The 16283-nt window shown below is 71.7% G+C and carries 14 protein-coding genes and 1 pseudogene; 2 read left to right on the top strand and 13 right to left on the bottom strand.

Translation table 11 applies throughout. From position 1 onward, the window contains the following. The first annotated feature begins 1 nt into the window (after position 1). Positions 2-607, top strand: a complete 606-nt coding sequence (locus EJF31_RS21100; RefSeq protein ID WP_125039150.1) for a hypothetical protein — start codon at positions 2-4, stop codon at positions 605-607. On the opposite strand, the pseudogene EJF31_RS21095 reads toward EJF31_RS21100, so the two are convergent. Together EJF31_RS21095 and EJF31_RS21090 are read right to left on the bottom strand one after the other, a co-directional pair. Then, positions 597-881 (bottom strand): annotated as a pseudogene (locus EJF31_RS21095) (DUF3592 domain-containing protein); the annotation flags it as partial. The gene EJF31_RS21100 and the pseudogene EJF31_RS21095 overlap by 11 nt on opposite strands. 181 nt (positions 882-1062) lie before the next feature. Further along, the gene (locus EJF31_RS21090) at positions 1063-2169 is read right to left on the bottom strand and encodes an adenosine deaminase (RefSeq protein ID WP_125039148.1); all 1107 of its coding nucleotides are present in this window, start codon (positions 2167-2169) and stop codon (positions 1063-1065) included. Positions 2170-2222: 53 nt separating this feature from the next. Here EJF31_RS21090 and EJF31_RS21085 point away from each other — a divergent pair, with 53 nt between their 5' ends. Then, positions 2223-2675 carry a MaoC family dehydratase gene (locus EJF31_RS21085; protein ID WP_125039147.1) on the top strand — a complete coding sequence of 151 codons (453 nt, stop codon included), beginning with the start codon at positions 2223-2225 and terminating at the stop codon, positions 2673-2675. A 7-nt stretch (positions 2676-2682) separates the two neighbouring features. Here EJF31_RS21085 and EJF31_RS21080 read toward each other — a convergent pair whose 3' ends face one another. From EJF31_RS21080 to EJF31_RS21030, 11 genes are all read right to left on the bottom strand, one after another. Further along, positions 2683-3606 carry a sensor histidine kinase gene (locus tag EJF31_RS21080; RefSeq protein WP_125039146.1) on the bottom strand — a complete coding sequence of 308 codons (924 nt, stop codon included), beginning with the start codon at positions 3604-3606 and terminating at the stop codon, positions 2683-2685. Continuing rightward, positions 3603-4466 carry an MEDS domain-containing protein gene (locus EJF31_RS21075; RefSeq protein WP_125039145.1) on the bottom strand — a complete coding sequence of 288 codons (864 nt, stop codon included), beginning with the start codon at positions 4464-4466 and terminating at the stop codon, positions 3603-3605. Before EJF31_RS21075 ends, EJF31_RS21080 begins: the two co-directional genes overlap by 4 nt. 67 nt (positions 4467-4533) lie before the next feature. Then, entirely contained in the window at positions 4534-5820 is a 1287-nt protein-coding gene (locus EJF31_RS21070) for a thymidine phosphorylase (RefSeq protein ID WP_125039144.1), read from the bottom strand. Positions 5821-5840: 20 nt separating this feature from the next. After that, complete coding sequence (locus EJF31_RS21065) at positions 5841-6251, bottom strand: cytidine deaminase (protein WP_125039143.1); 411 nt, start codon at positions 6249-6251, stop codon at positions 5841-5843. A 4-nt stretch (positions 6252-6255) separates the two neighbouring features. Further along, a complete protein-coding gene (locus EJF31_RS21060) occupies positions 6256-7590 on the bottom strand; it encodes an ABC transporter permease (protein WP_185736375.1) in 1335 nt (444 codons plus the stop codon). Continuing rightward, positions 7587-8795 (bottom strand): ABC transporter permease, encoded by a 1209-nt coding sequence (locus EJF31_RS21055; RefSeq protein WP_125039141.1) that lies wholly within the window; start codon positions 8793-8795, stop codon positions 7587-7589. The genes EJF31_RS21060 and EJF31_RS21055 overlap by 4 nt, the downstream gene beginning before the upstream one ends. Further along, entirely contained in the window at positions 8792-10318 is a 1527-nt protein-coding gene (locus EJF31_RS21050) for an ABC transporter ATP-binding protein (protein ID WP_125039140.1), read from the bottom strand. The genes EJF31_RS21055 and EJF31_RS21050 overlap by 4 nt, the downstream gene beginning before the upstream one ends. 123 nt (positions 10319-10441) lie before the next feature. Then, entirely contained in the window at positions 10442-11527 is a 1086-nt protein-coding gene (locus EJF31_RS21045; protein ID WP_260431001.1) for a BMP family protein, read from the bottom strand. A 114-nt stretch (positions 11528-11641) separates the two neighbouring features. Beyond that, a complete protein-coding gene (locus EJF31_RS21040; protein WP_125039139.1) occupies positions 11642-12841 on the bottom strand; it encodes an amidohydrolase in 1200 nt (399 codons plus the stop codon). Positions 12842-12888: 47 nt separating this feature from the next. Continuing rightward, positions 12889-14850, bottom strand: a complete 1962-nt coding sequence (locus tag EJF31_RS21035) for a right-handed parallel beta-helix repeat-containing protein (protein ID WP_125039138.1) — start codon at positions 14848-14850, stop codon at positions 12889-12891. Next, on the bottom strand, positions 14847-16109 hold the full coding sequence (locus EJF31_RS21030; protein WP_125039137.1) for a glycosyltransferase: 1263 nt from the start codon (positions 16107-16109) through the stop codon (positions 14847-14849). The genes EJF31_RS21035 and EJF31_RS21030 overlap by 4 nt, the downstream gene beginning before the upstream one ends. Between the last annotated feature and the right edge of the window lie 174 nt (positions 16110-16283).

The following is a 16283-nucleotide window of genomic DNA, read 5'->3' as shown; positions in this document are numbered from 1 at the left end:
GGTGACCGACGCCGGCGCGGAGCTGTTCCGGGAGCGCCTGGCGCAGCCGGACCAGCGCTCGTGCGGCGCCTCCGTGCTGGTCGTGGCGCGGATGCTCCTCGACCCGGCGTACGCCGAGCTGGTGTCCACCGGGCGCCATCCCGGCACCGGCTTCGCGCTGCCCGGCACTGTGGCCAGCCGGTTCCGCTACGAGGTGCTCGGGATGCACGAGCGCGTGACCGGGGTGGTGGACGCGGCCGGCCACCTCCAGCTGCCGTGGCCGCGCGCGATCGGGACGCCGCCGTGGGCGGTGGCCCACCAGTTGTCGGCCACGTCGGGACCCGGCCTCCCGGCCGTCCGCTACGAGGTCCACCAGGTCCGGACCTCCGGAGCCGAGGTGTACGACGACCTGGTCGCCGCCACCTCCGGCCACCGCCCGGCCGCGCTGTACGTCGGCAACGCCTGGCTGCCGCGGCACGTGGTGCTCGTCCTGGGCGAGGTCCAGGCACGGCTGCGCTGCTACGAGCCGGCCGCCGGGGCGATCGTCGACGTGGACCGCGCTGCCTTCGCGACCCACCGGCTGGGGCTGGCCGGCTGGGACCGGGCCTGGTGGGTCGTCAGCCCGTGAACACCACGAGGGTCAGCACGCCCCATGCCGCCGGCAGGAGCAGGGCGAGGGCGAGCAGGACCCGCGCGATCGCGAACGACGTGAGGCCGGCGCCGTGCGCCTCCCCCTCCACGTCGGCGAGCTCGACGCGACGCGGCCGCCTCGGGTCGTAGCGGACCGTCACCTCGTCGTCGACCCGCGGGGTCGGCGGCTCGATGCCGGTGATGGTGTCGGTCTCGATCTCCTGGCCGTCCACGGTGAAGCGGACCTCGGTGAAGTAATCGTCAGCGGCTCCCCCGCGACGGCGACGTCCTTGGGGTGCACGGCGGTCACCACGGCCGTCGTCGCCACGGCCCGGTCCACGAAGGCCGTCGCGGCCCGTCGCTGGAGGAAGCCCCGCACCACGAACCCGAGCCCCAGCACCAGCGCGACGACGGCGGAGGCCAGCGTGAGGTAGCCGGGCCCGTGGTGGAGGGTCATGACGCCGACAACGCCGACAACGCCGCGTAGCCGGGCTTGACGACCTCGTCGATGATCGCGAGCCGTTCGTCGAAGGGCAGGAAGGCCGACTTCATGGCGTTGATGGTGAACCAGCGCAGGTCGTCCAGGGTGTAGCCGAACGCCTCGACCAGCGACCACATCTCGTCGGTCATCGAGGTCTGGCTCATCAACCGGTTGTCGGTGTTGACGGTGACCCGGAAGCGCAGCCGCGTCAGCAACCCGATCGGGTGCTCGGCGATCGAGGTCGCGGCGCCCGTCTGGATGTTGGAGGCGGGGCACATCTCGAGCGGGATCCGCTGGTCGCGGACGTAGGCCGCCAGCCGGCCCAGCTCGACGGTCCCGTCCTCGGCCACCTTGATGTCGTCGATGATCCGCACGCCGTGGCCGAGCCGGTCGGCACCGCACCACTGGATCGCCTGCCAGATCGACGGCAGGCCGAAGGCCTCGCCGGCGTGGATGGTGAAGTGGGAGTTCTCGCGCTGGAGGTACTCGAAGGCGTCGAGGTGGCGGGTGGGAGGGTAGCCGGCCTCCGCGCCCGCGATGTCGAATCCCGCGACGCCGCGGTCGCGCCACGCCACGGCCAGCTCGGCGATCTCCATGGACCGGGCCTGGTGGCGCATCGCGGTCAGCAGCTGGCGTACGACGATCCGGCCACCGGCGGCGGCCGTGCCCTCGTCGAAGCCCTGCTGGACGGCCGCCACGACCTCGTCGAGGGTCAGCCCCTGCTCGACGTGCTGCTCGGGGGCGTAGCGCACCTCGGCGTACACGACGCCGTCGGCGACGAGGTCCTCGACGCACTCACGGGCCACGCGGGTGATGGCCGGGCCGTTCTGCATGACCGCCACGGTGTGGTCGAAGGTCTCGAGGTAGCGCTCCAGGGAGCCCGAGTCGCTCGCCTCCTGGAACCACCGGCCCAGCGAGTCCGCGTCGGCCGCCGGGAGCTCGTGGCCGATCTCCGCGGCGAGCTCGAGGACGGTCGCGGGGCGGAGCCCCCCGTCGAGGTGGTCGTGCAGCAGCACCTTCGGCGCCCGCAGGACCTGGTCACGGGTGGGGACGGTAGGTTCCGTCGTGGAGGCGTTCATGGCCTCATCCTTCCATCGAGGCCCGCCGGCTGACCGAAAGAGACGGAGTCACCATGCGCGTGTTCACCACCCTGGACGAGGTCGCGGCCGCGACCGGCGAGGAGCTCGGCACCTCCGAGTGGGTGACGATCGACCAGGAGCGCGTCGACCAGTTCGCCGAGGCCACCGGCGACCACCAGTGGATCCACGTCGACGTGGAGCGCGCGAAGGACGGCCCGTTCGGCGGCACGATCGCCCACGGCTACCTCACCCTCTCGCTCGTCCCGTGGCTCGGCAGCACCGTCTTCTCCCTGGAGACCCCCGGCGCCAAGCTCAACTACGGCGTCAACAAGGTCCGCTTCCCCAACCCCGTCAAGGTCGGCTCGCGGATCCGCAGCACCATCACCGTCGGCGAGGTCACCGACCTGCCCGCCGGCAAGCAGCTCACCCTCAAGCACGTCATCGAGATCGATGGCGAGTCCAAGCCGGCCTGCGTCGCGGAGAGCGTCGTCCTGCTGCTGCCGTGACGACGCTTCACCGTCGGGTGTGGAGCCGGACGTGGGTGCCGGTGCGGTCGTTGCCGACGTCGACGGCGGTGCAGAGCTGCCGCGCCAGCCACAGCCCGTAGCCGTGGTCCGAGGGCTCGGCCGGTGGCAGCACGCCCGTGAGCGGGTCGAGCGGCCCGCGGCCGCGGTCGTGGACGTGGCAGACCCAGGTGGCTCCCTCGTCGTACATGTGCAGCCGGACGGGTGGTGCGCCGTGCAGCAGGGCGTTGGTCAGCACCTCGGTCACGGCCAGCGCCACGTCGTCGACCACCGTGGAGTCGAGGCCGGACGCAGTGCCACGCGCGTGGACCAGCCGTCGCGCAGCGGCGACGTCGGCGCGGGAGGCGCAGTCGAGCGTCGTGGCCCCCCGGGGCGGTGGGACGACCCTGGCCAGGTCGGCCAGCAGGTCACGCGGATCGTCGAAGGTGGCGTTGGGCTCCAGGTCGTGCCCGGCGCGCACGGCGCCGTGGGTGCGCCAGCCGATCTCGAGCAGGTGGGGCGGGAGCGAGCCCGCGTCGTAGGGGCAGAGCAGGTCGACGTCGTGCTCGGCGAAGACGACGTTGACGGCCGCCTCGAGCCGTCGGTAGTCGAGCACCTCGGCCGGGGTCCGCTCGACCAGCGTCTGCTCGGCGATCACCGACGACCGGACACCGGGCGCATCGGCCGCGAAGTCGATCAGGACGCGGTAGGCGTTCCACTGGGGCGCGTAGGCGACGGTGTCCTCGACGAAGGTGACCTCATCGGCGTCGCGACCCAGGACGGCCCGCAGGGCGTCGACGCGACGCGGGGGCGCCATGACCAGGCCACGGTGCCCCTTGCCGAGCCCCTCGCGGAGGAACGCGCCGGCCCCGGCGGCGTACTGCTGGGCGTCGTCGTAGAACAGGGACGTGTGCGTGGCGGGGGACGGGCTCATGACTCCAGCCTCAATCGGTCGTGGTGGAGTCCTGCGACGTCCAGGATGCGGCGGACGACGGCCGGGACACCGTGCAGCGCCAGCCACCCGCTCTCGGGCAGGCTCGCCGCGACCGAGCGCAGCCGGGAGACCGTGCGGAGGTCGGCGAAGGCCAGACCGTGCAGGTCGACGTGCATCCGGGGCATGACGGCCGCGCGCGACACGAGCACCCGGTGGAGCAGCTCGTCGTTGGAGATGTCGACCTCGCCACTGATCCGGACGCCCCAGGGCTCGTCCACGGCCAGGAACCTGGCCAGCGGGCTCTCCGCCACCTCGGGGGCGAGGCCGGCGTGCTCACGCGTGAGCAGCTCCCGGTATTCCTCGTCGAGGGTGCCGGCGTCGTAGAGGCACACCGAGCTCACGCCCAGCTCGCGCTGCAGACCCGTGCAGAGGCGCTCCCAGTTGAGGACCTCCTCGGAGGACCCGAGCAGCGGAGCCAGGCCGTCCATCTCGGCGGCCACCCTCAGCCCCGGGAAGCCGTCCTTGCGGGCCTGGTCGGCGGCAGCCCGGAAGCCGTCCGCGACCGCGTCGAGGTCGTCGGGCCGACGGGTGCCGTAGGCCTCGGCGAAGGACGTGATCCGCAGCTGCCCGGAGGCGACGGCGTCGTGAGCGGCCAGCTGGTCCCGGAGCTCGTCCAACAACGCTCGGGCTCCGTCGTCGGTCGTGACGTAGAGCAGCCGGTCGCCGGCGGAGAGGCCCTGCCCCACGAACGTCGCGGCGATCCTGGTCAGCTCCCCGGGGTCGCGGTGGAAGGCGCAGAGATGGGTCCCCGGAGGGAGGGCGCCCAAGGACGCGCTCGATCCGTCGTGCCCTCCGCTCATGCGCTCACTCTAGATCGCCGACCGGCGAAACGGCGACGAATGTGTGGCACCTTCACATGGTGAAGCGTCAGACGATCCGGTCGATGACCAGCGGGTCGGCGGTGTACGTCGATCCCGCGGGCGAGATGTCGTAGCCGCCGTCGAGCGAGGCCAGGGCCCGCTCGAAGCGCTCCGGCTCGTCGGTGAGCAGCGTGAACAGCGGCGCGCCCTCGGTGACGTCGTCGCCGGGGCGCGCGTGCCAGATGACACCCGCACCGTCCTGCACGGCGTCGCCCGCCTTGGCGCGGCCGGCGCCGAGGCGCCAGGCGGCCATGCCGACGGCCATCGCGTCGAGACGGGTCAGCACCCCGGAGGCCGGCGCGGCCACGACGTGCGACTCGCGCGCGGTCGCCATGGGCGCGTCGGGGTCGCCGTCCTGGGCGCGGATCATCGCCTTCCAGGAGTCCATGGCGCGGCCGGAGGCGAGCACCTCGGCCGGGTCGACGTCGGTCACGCCGGCACCGGCGAGCATCTCGCGGGCCAGGGCCAGGGTCAGCTCGACGACGTCGGCCGGGCCGCCACCGGCGAGGACCTCGACCGACTCGGCGACCTCGATCGCGTTGCCGGCGGTGTGGCCGAGCGGGGTGGACATGTCGGTGAGCAGCGCGACGGTGCGCAGCCCGGCGTCCTGGCCGAGCGAGACCATGGTCGAGGCCAGCTCGCGGGCCCGGTCGACGTCCTTCATGAACGCGCCGGTCCCGACCTTGACGTCGAGCACCAGCGAGCCCGTGCCCTCGGCGATCTTCTTGGACATGATCGAGGAGGCGATCAGCGGGATCGCCTCGACGGTGCCGGTCACGTCCCGCAGGGCGTAGAGCTTCTTGTCCGCGGGGGCGAGGCCGTCGCCGGCGGCACAGATGACCGCCCCGACGGACTCGAGCTGGGCGAACATCTCGTCGTTGGACAGCAGCGCGCGCCAGCCCGGGATCGACTCGAGCTTGTCGAGGGTGCCGCCGGTGTGGCCCAGGCCGCGGCCCGACAGCTGCGGGACCGCCACGCCGCACGCGGCGACGAGCGGCGCCAGCGGCAGGGTGATCTTGTCCCCCACGCCGCCGGTGGAGTGCTTGTCGGCGGTCGGGCGGGACAGGGTCGAGAAGTCCATCCGCTCCCCCGAGGCGATCATCGCGTCGGTCCAGCGCGAGATCTCGCGACGGTTCATCCCGTTGAGCAGGATGGCCATCGCGAGCGCGGACATCTGCGCGTCGTCGACGGCACCGCGCGTGTAGGCGTCGATCACCCAGTCGATCTGGCTGTCGCTCAGCTCGGCCCGGTCACGCTTGGCCAGGATCACCTCGACGGCGTCGTGCTGCGGCATGGTTCCCTCTCGAAGGTGGTTCAGGTCAGGTCGTCGGGCCCGAACGCGTCGGGGAGGACCTCGTCCATCCGGCGCACGCCCGACACGGTCAGCAGCAGCAGGTCACGCCCGCCCTGCTCGAACAGCAGCTGGCGGCAGCGGCCGCACGGCATGATCACGTCACCGGCGCCGTTGACGCACACGAAGTGCGTCAACCTGCCGCCGCCGGTCGCGTGCAGCTGCGAGACGACCCCGCACTCCGCGCACAGCACGACGCCGTACGCCGCGTTCTCGACGTTGCAGCCGACCAGCAGGCGCCCGTCGTCGGCCAGCGCCGCGGCGCCGACGTGGAACTTGCTGTAGGGCGCATAGGCGCGGGCGGCGACCTCCACGGCCGCGGCCTTGAGCTCGTCCCAGTCGACGCCGCCGACCGCGGGCCCCGTGTCCGGCACGCCGTCAGCTCTTGGTGTAGGGCTCGCCGTCGGCGGCCGGCGGGCGGACCCGACCGACGAAACCGGCGACCGCGATGATCGTGGCGAGGTACGGGGAGGCACGCAGCAGCTCCGGCGGCATCTTCCCGAGGAAGGCCAGCTGGCTCTGCAGCGTCCACATGAAGCCGAAGAACAGCGCGGACAGCGACGCCCACACGGGGTGCCAGCGGCCCATGATCACCGCGGCCAGCGCGATGAAGCCGTTGCCGGCCGAGGCGTCCTGGTCGAACGACCCGGTCGAGCCGACGGTGAACCACGCGCCGCCGAGGCCGGCGAACACGCCGCCCAGGAGGACGGCCTGCCAGCGCACCCGGTTGACCTTGATGCCGACGGTGTCGGCGGCCTTGGGGTGCTCGCCGACCGAGCGGACCCGCAGGCCCCACTTGGTCTGGAACATCAGCACGGTCACGAAGACGACCGAGACGTACATGATGTAGACCAGCAGCGTCTGGTTGAACAGCGTCGGGCCGAGGACAGGGATCTTGGTCAGCGTCTCGGCGACCGGCGACAGGATCGGCATGTTGGCGTCCGGCATCGGCGCGAGGATCAGCGGCTCGTTGAGGTAGCCCTTGATCTTCGGGTCGTCGGGGATCTGGCTGAGCAGGAAGCTCGTCAGACCGGTCGACAGTGCGATCAGCACGACACCCAGCACGACCTGGTTGACGTGGTAGCGCATCGCGAAGACGGCCAGCAGCGAGGCGATGGCGACGCCGGCGAGAATGCCGCCGACCAGGCCCATCTCGGCGCTGTAGAACATGCTGGAGAAGACCGAGGCGAAGAACGCGCCGGTGAGGAACTGGCCCTCGATGGCGATGTTGATGACGCCGGCGCGCTCGCACAGGCAGCCGGCCAGGGCGCCGAACACCAGGGGCGTGGCGAGCTTGACCGTGCCGGGCAGCGGGTTGGCGATGACCAGCGTCGTCTGGTCGGCGTAGGACCAGACGATGAAGCCCACGAAGAAGGCGATGCCGACCAGGATCGAGATGAGGGTCCCGAGGATCCCACGGGGGATCCGGTTGACGGCGGCCAGCAGCAGCGCGATCACCGAGATGCCCAGGCAGCCCCACACGAGGTTGAGGCCGTTGAGCTCGGTGCCCCGGTCGTCGGCGGTGACCCGCTCGCCGGTGATGTACTTGACCGTCGGGTCGTTGATGTCGAGCGCGAACCACAGCAGCAGCGCGGCCACGATCGCGAAGACCACGACGAGCTTGACCTGGCGCCGGACGTCGGCCCGGTCGCGGACGTCGACGACGTCGACCTCGCGTGGGCTGTCCTGCTCGGTCACGACTGCGGCGCTCATCCGCCCCATCCCTTCGCCATCACGGTCTTGTTGGAGTCGGTGTCCTTCATCCGCAGCATCCCCTGCACGAGGGCGGGAGCGGCGACGAAGAGGACGATCAGCGCCTGGAGCACCTGGGTGAGCTCCTTGGGCGTGGACGCGGCACTGGCCTGCATGGCGACGCCGCCGACGCTCAGCGCGCCGAACAGCAGGCCCGCGAGCACGGTGCCGAGCGGCGTGGCCCGGCCCAGCAGCGCGACGGTGATCGCGTCGAAGCCGATGGTGCCGGCCATCGTCGGGCTCAGCGAGTCGTGGTGCCCCAGGATGCCCATCGTCGCGGCGAGGCCGGCGAGGCCACCCGCGATGACCATCGCGGTCGTGTAGACGGCCGGGACGTTCATGCCGGCGGTGCGCGACGCGTCGGGGTTGGCGCCCACGGCACGCATCTCGAAGCCGAGCGTCGAGCGGTTGAGCAGCCACCACACGAGGCCCGCGGCGAGGAAGGCCACGATCACGCCGAGGTGGAGGTTGCCGACGGTCGGGAAGGTCGCGGAGTCGAAGACCGGCGGCGACTGGGTGTTGTCGCTGCCCGGACGCTGGAAGGCGTTCTTGCCCAGGCAGTAGATCAGCAGGGCCGACGCGAGGTAGTTGAGCATGATCGTGGTGATCACCTCGTGGGCGCCGGTGCGGGCCTTGAGGACACCCGCGATGGCGCCCCACAGGGCACCGCCCGCGACGCCGGCGAGCAGGGCGACGAGCAGGTGGATGCCCGGCGGCAGGTGCCACGTGAAGCCGACGTAGCCGGCCGCGAGGGCACCGAGCAGCAGCTGGCCCTGGGCACCGATGTTGAACAGGCCGGCCCGGAAGGCCAGCGTGACGCCGAGGCCGGCGCAGATCAGCGGCGCCGAGCGGACCAGCGTGATGCCGATGGCGTGGCCGGAGCCGACCGAGCCGGTCAGCAGCGCCCAGTAGGAGTTGCCGACGGCCGAGCCCGCCTCGCGGAAGAAGTCCCACGGGTAGGAGAAGAAGTAGGGCAGCGACTTGATGACGGCCTCGTTGGAGAAGGCGATCAGCACCGCGCCGATCACCAGGGCCAGCGCGATCGCGGCGAGCGTCGTCCGGACCGAGGGCAGCCAGTCGGCGGCAGCCAGCGGCGGCCGCTTGGCGGGCGCCTTCCGCTGCTCCGGGGCCTGGGCCGGCTCGGGGGTGGTCGTGTCGGTGGTCATGCGGAAACCTCCTCGGCCTCGGCCGGGCCGTGGGCGCCGGCCATCATCAGGCCGATGTCCTCGCGGGCGATGTCGGGGCTGACGGTGCCGACGATGCGGCCGTCGTACATCACCGCGATCCGGTCGGAGAGCGCGAAGATCTCGTCGAGCTCGGTCGACACGATGATCACGGCGGTGCCGTTGTCGCGCGCGGCGATGATGCGCTTGTGGATGAACTCGATCGAGCCCACGTCGACGCCACGCGTCGGCTGGGAGGCGATCAGGACCTTCAGCGGGCGGGAGAACTCCCGCGCCACGACGACCTTCTGCTGGTTGCCGCCGGACAGCGAGCTGACCGAGGACTCCATCGACTCCGTGCGGATGTCGAACTCCTCGATGCGCGCGGCCGCGTTGGCCTCGAGCGCGTCGAGCTTGAGGGCGAGCCCGCGGGAGAACTCGTCGTTGCGGTAGAGGTCGAGGACGAGGTTCTCGCGGACGCTGAACGCGCCGACGTAGCCGTCGTGCGAGCGGTCCTCGGGGATGTAGCCGATGCCGTCCTCGAGGCTCTCGCGCGGGCCGTGCTTGCGGATGTCCTTGCCCTCGAGGGTGATCTCACCGGCGTCGGGCTTCATCAGGCCGAGCAGTGACTTGATCAGCTCGGTCTGGCCGTTGCCCTGGACCCCGGCGATGCCGAGGACCTCACCGGCGCGGGCCTCGAAGGAGACGTCCTTGACGACCTGCACGCCGCGGGGGTCGACGACGGTGACGTTCTTGACCTGGAAGACCGACTCGCCGGGCTCGGCCGCGGCCTTGTCGACGGTCAGCTTCACCGAGCGGCCCACCATCATCTCGGCGAGCTCGGCCTCGGAGGCGCTGGGGTCGGCGGTGCCGACGACCTTGCCGCGCCGGATCACGCTGATCCGGTCGCCGATGGCCTTGACCTCGCGGAGCTTGTGGGTGATGAAGATGATCGAGGTGCCCTGCGCCTTGAGCTCGCGCATGATGCCCATCAGCTCGTCGATCTCCTGCGGCGTCAGCACCGCGGTCGGCTCGTCGAGGATCAGCACCTTCGCGTGGTTGGCCAGCGCCTTGATGATCTCCACGCGCTGCTGCACGCCGACCGGGATGTCCTCCACGAGGACGTCGGGGTCGACGGCGAGGCGGTAGGTCGAGGAGAGGTCACTGACCAGCGAGGCGGCGGCCTTGCGGTTGAGGAACCCCAGGCCGCGCGTCTGCTCGCGGCCGAGCATGACGTTCTCGGCGACGGTGAAGACGGGGATCAGCATGAAGTGCTGGTGGACCATCCCGATGCCGGCGGCGATGGCGTCGCCCGGCGAGCTGAAGCTCACCGGCTCGCCGTCGATCAGCAGCTCACCCTCGGTCGGCTCGAGGAGCCCGTAGAGCATGTTCATGAGGGTGGACTTGCCTGCGCCGTTCTCCCCGAGCAGGCAGTGGATCTCCCCCGGTTCGATCGTGAGGTCGATGTGGTCATTCGCAGTGAAGGACCCGAACCTCTTCGTCAGCCCCCGGATCTCCAGCTTCATCGCTCTCCTTTGAACGGTGGTGGGGTGGCTCGCCGCCCCGGTGTGCTCTCGATGAGCCTAGACGCGGAAAGCCGGGTCGGTAACTTACCGACCCGGCTCTCAGCGTGTGTGATCGGGTGAGGGTCAGCCGACCTTCAGCGAACCGTCGATGATCTGCTGCTTGAGGTCCTCGATCGCGCTCTTGGTGCTGTCGTCGATCAGCGAGTCGGCGTCGTGGTAGGGGGCCAGGCCCACACCACCGTTGGCCAGCGTGCCGACGAAGACCTCGTTGGAGAAGGTGCCGTCCACGGCGTCCTTGATGGCCTGCTCGACGGCGACGTCCATGCCCTTCATGACCGAGGTCAGGAGCACGTCGCAGTACTCGGCGGCCGAGACGCAGCCGTCGGTGTCGACCCAGATCGCGTGGATGCCCTTGTCCTTGGCGGCCTGGAGACCACCGAGGCCGGCGGGACCGGCGACCGGGAAGATGATGTCAGCGCCCTGCTGGATCATGCCCTCGGCGACCGACTGGCCCTTGGACTTGTCGTCGAAGGTGTTGAGGAACGAGCCGTCCTTGCCGTTCCAGCCGAGCAGCTTGACGTCCGCGCCGTTGTCGGCGTTGTACTTCTCGATGCCCTGGCGGAAGCCCTCCATGAAGATGGAGACGGTGGGGATGTTGAGGCCACCGAAGGTGCCGACGATGCCGGACTTGGACTGCGACGCGGCGAGGTAGCCGGCGAGGAAGGAGGGCTCGGCGGTGTTGAACGTCAGGCCCTTGAGGTTCTTGGCGGGCTTGGCGTAGCCGTAGTCGACGATCGAGAAGTCGACCTTCGGGTTGGCCTTGGCGGCCGCCTCGGTGGCGTCACCGAGCAGGAAGCCGACGGTGGTGATGGAGTTGCAGCCCTGCTTGACGAGCGCGTCGATGTTGTCGGCGTACTCGGAGTCGGAGTTGGACTCGACCTGCGCGGTCTGCACGCCGAGGTCGGTCTTGGCGTCCGTCAGGCCCTTGAGCGAGGTCTGGTTGAACGACTTGTCGTCGAAGCCGCCCGAGTCGGAGACCTCGCAAGCCTTGAAGTCGGGGTGGCTCTCGGCCGGGGCGGAGCTGCTGGTCGACTCCGTCGGCGAAGCACTGGGGCTGTCGCTGGCGCTGTCCGAGGGACGGCTGCCACAACCGGCAAGAACAAGTGCAGCGATGCCAACCATCGCGGCGGTGCGTGCCGTGTGCTTCACGGCGGCCTCCTGAAATGTGGGTGATGGTGCGCCAGCCGTTCCCGACGCACGCCGAGTCACCCTAATGGCCGTGCTCGGCACCTGTATGGGCAAAAGGTGACGAAACCCGAACCGTTACCTGTCAGTGACCAACGCATGGACGGCGGCACCTGCCAGCACCTTCGCGCCGATGCCGGTGGCCCGCTCGTCGACCCGGAGGTTGCCCTGGTGGAGGTCGTACGACGGCCCGCCGGGCGTGCGGGTGCCGAGCCGGGCCATCGCCCCGGGCACCTGGTCGAGGTACCAGCCGAAGTCCTCGCCGCCCAGGCTCTGGTGCGCGATCACGTGGCCCTCCTCCCCCAGCACGTCGTGGACGGCCTGGGAGAAGACCTGGTGGGCGAGCATCTCGTTGACCACCGGCGGGACGCCCTGCTGGTAGTCGACGTGCGCGACCACGCCGTAGGGGCGCACGATGTCGTGGACCAGCTCGCGGACCAGCGATTCGCACTCGGCCCAGACCACCGCGTCGAGGATCCGCACCGTGCCGGCGACCAGGCCGCGGTCGGGGATGACGTTGGCGGCCGCGCCGGCCGTGACGATGCCCCACACGAGGCTGACGCCCGAGCGGGGGTCGAGGCGGCGCGAGAGCATGGCGGGCAGCTCGGTGATGACCTTGGCCAGCGCGAAGGTCAGGTCGCCGGTGAGGTGCGGCCGCGACGTGTGCCCGCCGGTCCCCTCGAGGCGCACCTCGAGGCGGTCGGCGGCGCTCGTGAGGGGGCCCAGCCGGAGACCGACCTGGCCGAGCTCGACGCCGGGGTCGCAGTGCAGGGCGAAGACGCGCTCGACGTCGTCGAGGGCGCCCAGGCTCATCAGGTGCAGGGCACCGCCGGGCATGACCTCCTCGGCGGGCTGGAAGAGCAGCCGCACCCGCCCGGGGAGCAGCCCCCGGGCGTGGACCTCGGACAGGGCCAGCGCGGCGCCGACCAGGGCGGAGGTGTGGACGTCGTGGCCACAGGCGTGGGCGACGCCCGGGACGGTGCTGCGCCAGGGGTCGTCGGTGGCGTCGTCGACCGGGAGGGCGTCGAGGTCGGCCCGGAGCGCGACCACGCGGGGACCCTCCCCGATCTCCGCGACGACGCCGGTCTGCGGGAGCCGGGTCACCCGCCAGCCGGCCTCCTCGAGCCGGTCGGCCACGAGCGCGGTCGTGCGGGTCTCGGCCCAGGACAGCTCGGGGTGCGCGTGCAGGTCGCGGCGCAGCTCGACCAGCTCCGCGTCGTACTTCTCCACGACGGAGTCGATCAGGGCCGGAACGTTCACGGGGGCATCGGCAGGCATCACGGGAAGGTTAGTTGACGGTCGGGGCCGCCACGCCCCGGTGTGTCTCAGGTGACCGCGTCCGCGAGCTCCCGGTCAACGTCGGCCGGCTCCTCGAGCCACTCCGACACCCGCGAGGTGGGCAGCCGCAGGGCACGCGCCACCTGGGCGGGCGAGTAGCCGGCCTCGGTGGCCGCCGCCACCGCGAACGCGCGGGCGTCGGCGAAGTGGCGGCCCGCGAGCACGCCGGGTCGCGGTTCGCCGCCCGGCTGTGCCGGCAGGGGCGCCGGTCGCGCTGCCGGGGCCGGGGCGGGCTCGGCGCCGGGCGCGCTGCCCGCCGCGGCGTCGTACGACGCGATGGCGACCCGGCCCTGGGAGACCAGCGCCTGCTCGAAGAGCCGGCGCAGCTCGCCCTGCTGGCGCCGGCGGCGCAGCACGAAGGCCAGGCCGAGCAGGGGCAGGACCAGCACGCCGAGCATGGGGAGCGCGGCGGAGTGGGCCTCGGCCCACAGGAAGGCGGTGGGGCGGTAGGTCCACGAGCCGCCGGGCTGCTCGTCCGCGGTGATCGTGGCACCGTCGCGGACGTCGACCGCGCCGGAGCCACGCCCGTCGATGGTGTTGGCGCCCAGGACCACCTCGGTGTGCCGGCCCGACGCCTGCACGCCGTGCCCGGTGCCGACCGTGATGGCGTTGTCGTCGAGCGCGAGCGTGCTGTCGGTGACGTCGACCGCCACGGAGGCCCCGGTGACCGTGGAGCCGGTGAGCCGGGCACCCCGGACGCCCCCGGTGAGCACGAGGCCCGACCGCTCGCGGGAGTCGAGGGTGGAGTCGCGCACGTCGAGCCCGCGGGACGCGCCCTCGACGACCAGTGCGGAGCGGGCGCCCGTGAGCGTGCTGCCCTGCAGGCTGACGCGGTCCATCGACCGCACCAGGGCCGCGCCCCAGGCGTTCCCGGCCAGGCGTGCCCGGATCACGCGCAGGCCGCCGTAGTTGCCGATCGCGTAGCCGGCGGAGTTCGGGCCGTCGGCGAGCGGGGACCCGTCCACGCGCAGGCCGTACTCCCCCGAGCGGCGCACGGTCAGCCCGACGAGGGTCACGTCGGAGGTCCCGTTCGAGACGCTGACGCCGTCCTCCCCGGGGCGGGTCACCGTGACGCCCCGCAGCACGGCGGACGCCGAGCGGTTGGTGATCTCGACGCCGTGGCGCTCGGGCCGCACCACGTCGAGGTCGCGCACCACCAGGTGGTGCGACCCCGAGGCGTAGAAGCCCATGTGCACGTCACCCGCGCGCACGTGCGTCAGGCGACCCGAGGCCACGGTCTCGGCGGTGCCGGTCAGCGCGAGCCCGGCCGTGCGTCCACTCCAGAAGCCCAGGTGGTCCACGCGCACCCGGTCGACCCGCAGCGTGCCGTCCTTGACCAGCACGTAGGCGCGCCCGTCCGCGGTCTCGTCGTCGGCCGCCCTGCCGCGCGCGTCCCACCCCTCGACGGTGAGTGGCGCGCCGGGCTCCCCGGACAACGCGATGGAGCCGCCCCACGCGACCAGGCTGGTGAAGCGGTCGTGACCGCTGACCATCCGCAGCGTGGTCCCGGGCGCGTGCAGGACGAGGTGCGCGCCGCGGCGCGCGACGACCGGACGCACGAGCATCAACCCGGTGGGCGAGGTGCGCACCATCGCGCCGCGGTCGACCAGGTCCTGCACGCCGTACGGCGCCCGCCGGGTGCCGAGCACGAGGGTCCCGTCGACCCAGTGCACGAGGTCCGTCCGGCCGATGCTGATCGCGCGGAGCCGGGCGTCCTCCCGGCCGAGCAGGTCGGCCTCGTGGCCGAGGTCGACCGGGGCGTCGACCCGGGGCGTCGAGGCGACGGGGGCCCGGTCCGCGGGCGCCATCTGCTGCCGCGCCAGCGCGATGGCCGCGGCGAGGGAGAGCAGCAGCGCGAGGGCGACGAACCGGATGACGTGGCGGACCCACCGCGGGACGGTGTCACCGCGCTCGTCGTCGGTGAAAAGCACCGTGTCCTGCCCGGTCACGGGACGGCCACCGACTCGCCGACCTGCTCCCCGACCGGCTCCCTCGACAGGCTGGCCTCGCTCTGGCCCTCGCCGCCGATGCTGTCGGCCGACCGGGTCAGCCAGCCCTGCTTGTTCATCGTGCAGAAGGCGTAGAGCTTGATGGGGCCGGCGATGAAGAGGACGACGAGCGTGATCAACGGCAGGATCCAGAGGTCCTCCGGCCGGCGCCACAGGTGGGAGAGGCCGCGGATGCCGCGGCCGACGAACAGCCACACGACGGCGACCCCGAGCGCCGTCCAGTTGCTGCCCCAGTCGACGGCGACGACGACGTACGCGACGGCCAGCGTGCTGCTGAGGGGGGTCAGCAGGATCTGCATGACGGTGATCTGCGAGATGATCGGGACCTTGAAGATCCAGCCGTTGCGGATCGCCGTGAGGTAGCACCGGTAGGAGTTGCGGCTCCACCGCACGCGCTGCTTGACGAAGGCGCGGAACGTGTCGGGGAACATCGACAGCGCCCGGGCGCTGTCCTGGTGGGCGACCCGGAAGCCCTGCGAGAGCACCAGCCACGTCAGCCGGCCGTCGTCCCCGGCCACGCACTCGCGGCCGAAGAAGACCTCGTGCTCGAGGTCCTCGATCCGGTCCTTGATCACCGACCAGCGGTAAGCGCTCGTGCGCCCGGAGGCGCAGATGACGCCGCCGAAGCGGCCCATGGCGGGCGCGTAGTCGTAGTAGCGCAGGTCGATGATCCAGTCGGCGACGCGGCGCCAGATGCTGGTCTTGGGCAGGTAGACGTTCTGCCGGGTGCTCACGGCGCCGACCACGGGGTCCAGGAACGGCATCTGGATGGCGTCGTGCATCCCGTCGTCCCACACCGTGTCGGAGTCGACGAAGATCACCAGGTCGGTGTCGACCATCCGCATGCCGCAGCCGAGCGCGGAGCGCTTGCCCCGGTGCTGGAACATCACGACCTCGACCCGCGGGTCGCCGATCGCCTCGATCCGCTCCTGCGCCTCGGTGTCGGCCACGTCCAGCACGATGATGACCCGCGAGGGGTCCTGCCGCAGCCAGGTGCCGAGGCAGCGCACGAGGACGGCGGGGTCCTCGTGGTACGACGGCACCACCACCGTGGTCGTGGTGCGGTAGTCGTTCACGGTGGGCCGGGCGGTCGCGGACAGGAGCTTGCGGACCAGCCAGAAGCCCCAGGAGACCATCCCGATGATCCCGAACGGCAGGAACCACGTCGGGTCGTCAGCGAGCGAGGGCACAGCATGCATCGCGCCCCAGCCCTCCCCTGTGGGGACCGACGACGGTCCCGAGCGGTTTCGACCCCGAGCGCGGCGGGGCGACCCGCGCCCCTCCAGGGGAGATCGTAGGGCGCGACAGGGGGAGCCTTCCGGATTTCAGCCAGATGCGCGCGGACCGCGTCGCAGGCTGTGAGACTGCACCGC

The organism is Nocardioides sp. LS1 (genome assembly GCF_003865225.1).
GTDB lineage: Bacteria > Actinomycetota > Actinomycetes > Propionibacteriales > Nocardioidaceae > Nocardioides > Nocardioides ginsengisegetis.
Note: the sequence above shows the minus strand (reverse complement) of the source record. Positions and strands in the feature narration are given on the sequence as shown.

Coding starts and splice junctions, on each gene's coding strand:
- EJF31_RS21090 (WP_125039148.1), bottom strand. CDS start 2,169: ATGAACGCCTCCACGACGGAACCTACCGTCCCCACCCGTGACCAGGTC.
- EJF31_RS21085 (WP_125039147.1), top strand. CDS start 2,223: ATGCGCGTGTTCACCACCCTGGACGAGGTCGCGGCCGCGACCGGCGAG.
- EJF31_RS21080 (WP_125039146.1), bottom strand. CDS start 3,606: ATGAGCCCGTCCCCCGCCACGCACACGTCCCTGTTCTACGACGACGCC.
- EJF31_RS21075 (WP_125039145.1), bottom strand. CDS start 4,466: ATGAGCGGAGGGCACGACGGATCGAGCGCGTCCTTGGGCGCCCTCCCT.
- EJF31_RS21070 (WP_125039144.1), bottom strand. CDS start 5,820: ATGCCGCAGCACGACGCCGTCGAGGTGATCCTGGCCAAGCGTGACCGG.
- EJF31_RS21060 (WP_185736375.1), bottom strand. CDS start 7,590: ATGAGCGCCGCAGTCGTGACCGAGCAGGACAGCCCACGCGAGGTCGAC.
- EJF31_RS21055 (WP_125039141.1), bottom strand. CDS start 8,795: ATGACCACCGACACGACCACCCCCGAGCCGGCCCAGGCCCCGGAGCAG.
- EJF31_RS21050 (WP_125039140.1), bottom strand. CDS start 10,318: ATGAAGCTGGAGATCCGGGGGCTGACGAAGAGGTTCGGGTCCTTCACT.
- EJF31_RS21040 (WP_125039139.1), bottom strand. CDS start 12,841: ATGCCTGCCGATGCCCCCGTGAACGTTCCGGCCCTGATCGACTCCGTC.
- EJF31_RS21030 (WP_125039137.1), bottom strand. CDS start 16,109: ATGCATGCTGTGCCCTCGCTCGCTGACGACCCGACGTGGTTCCTGCCG.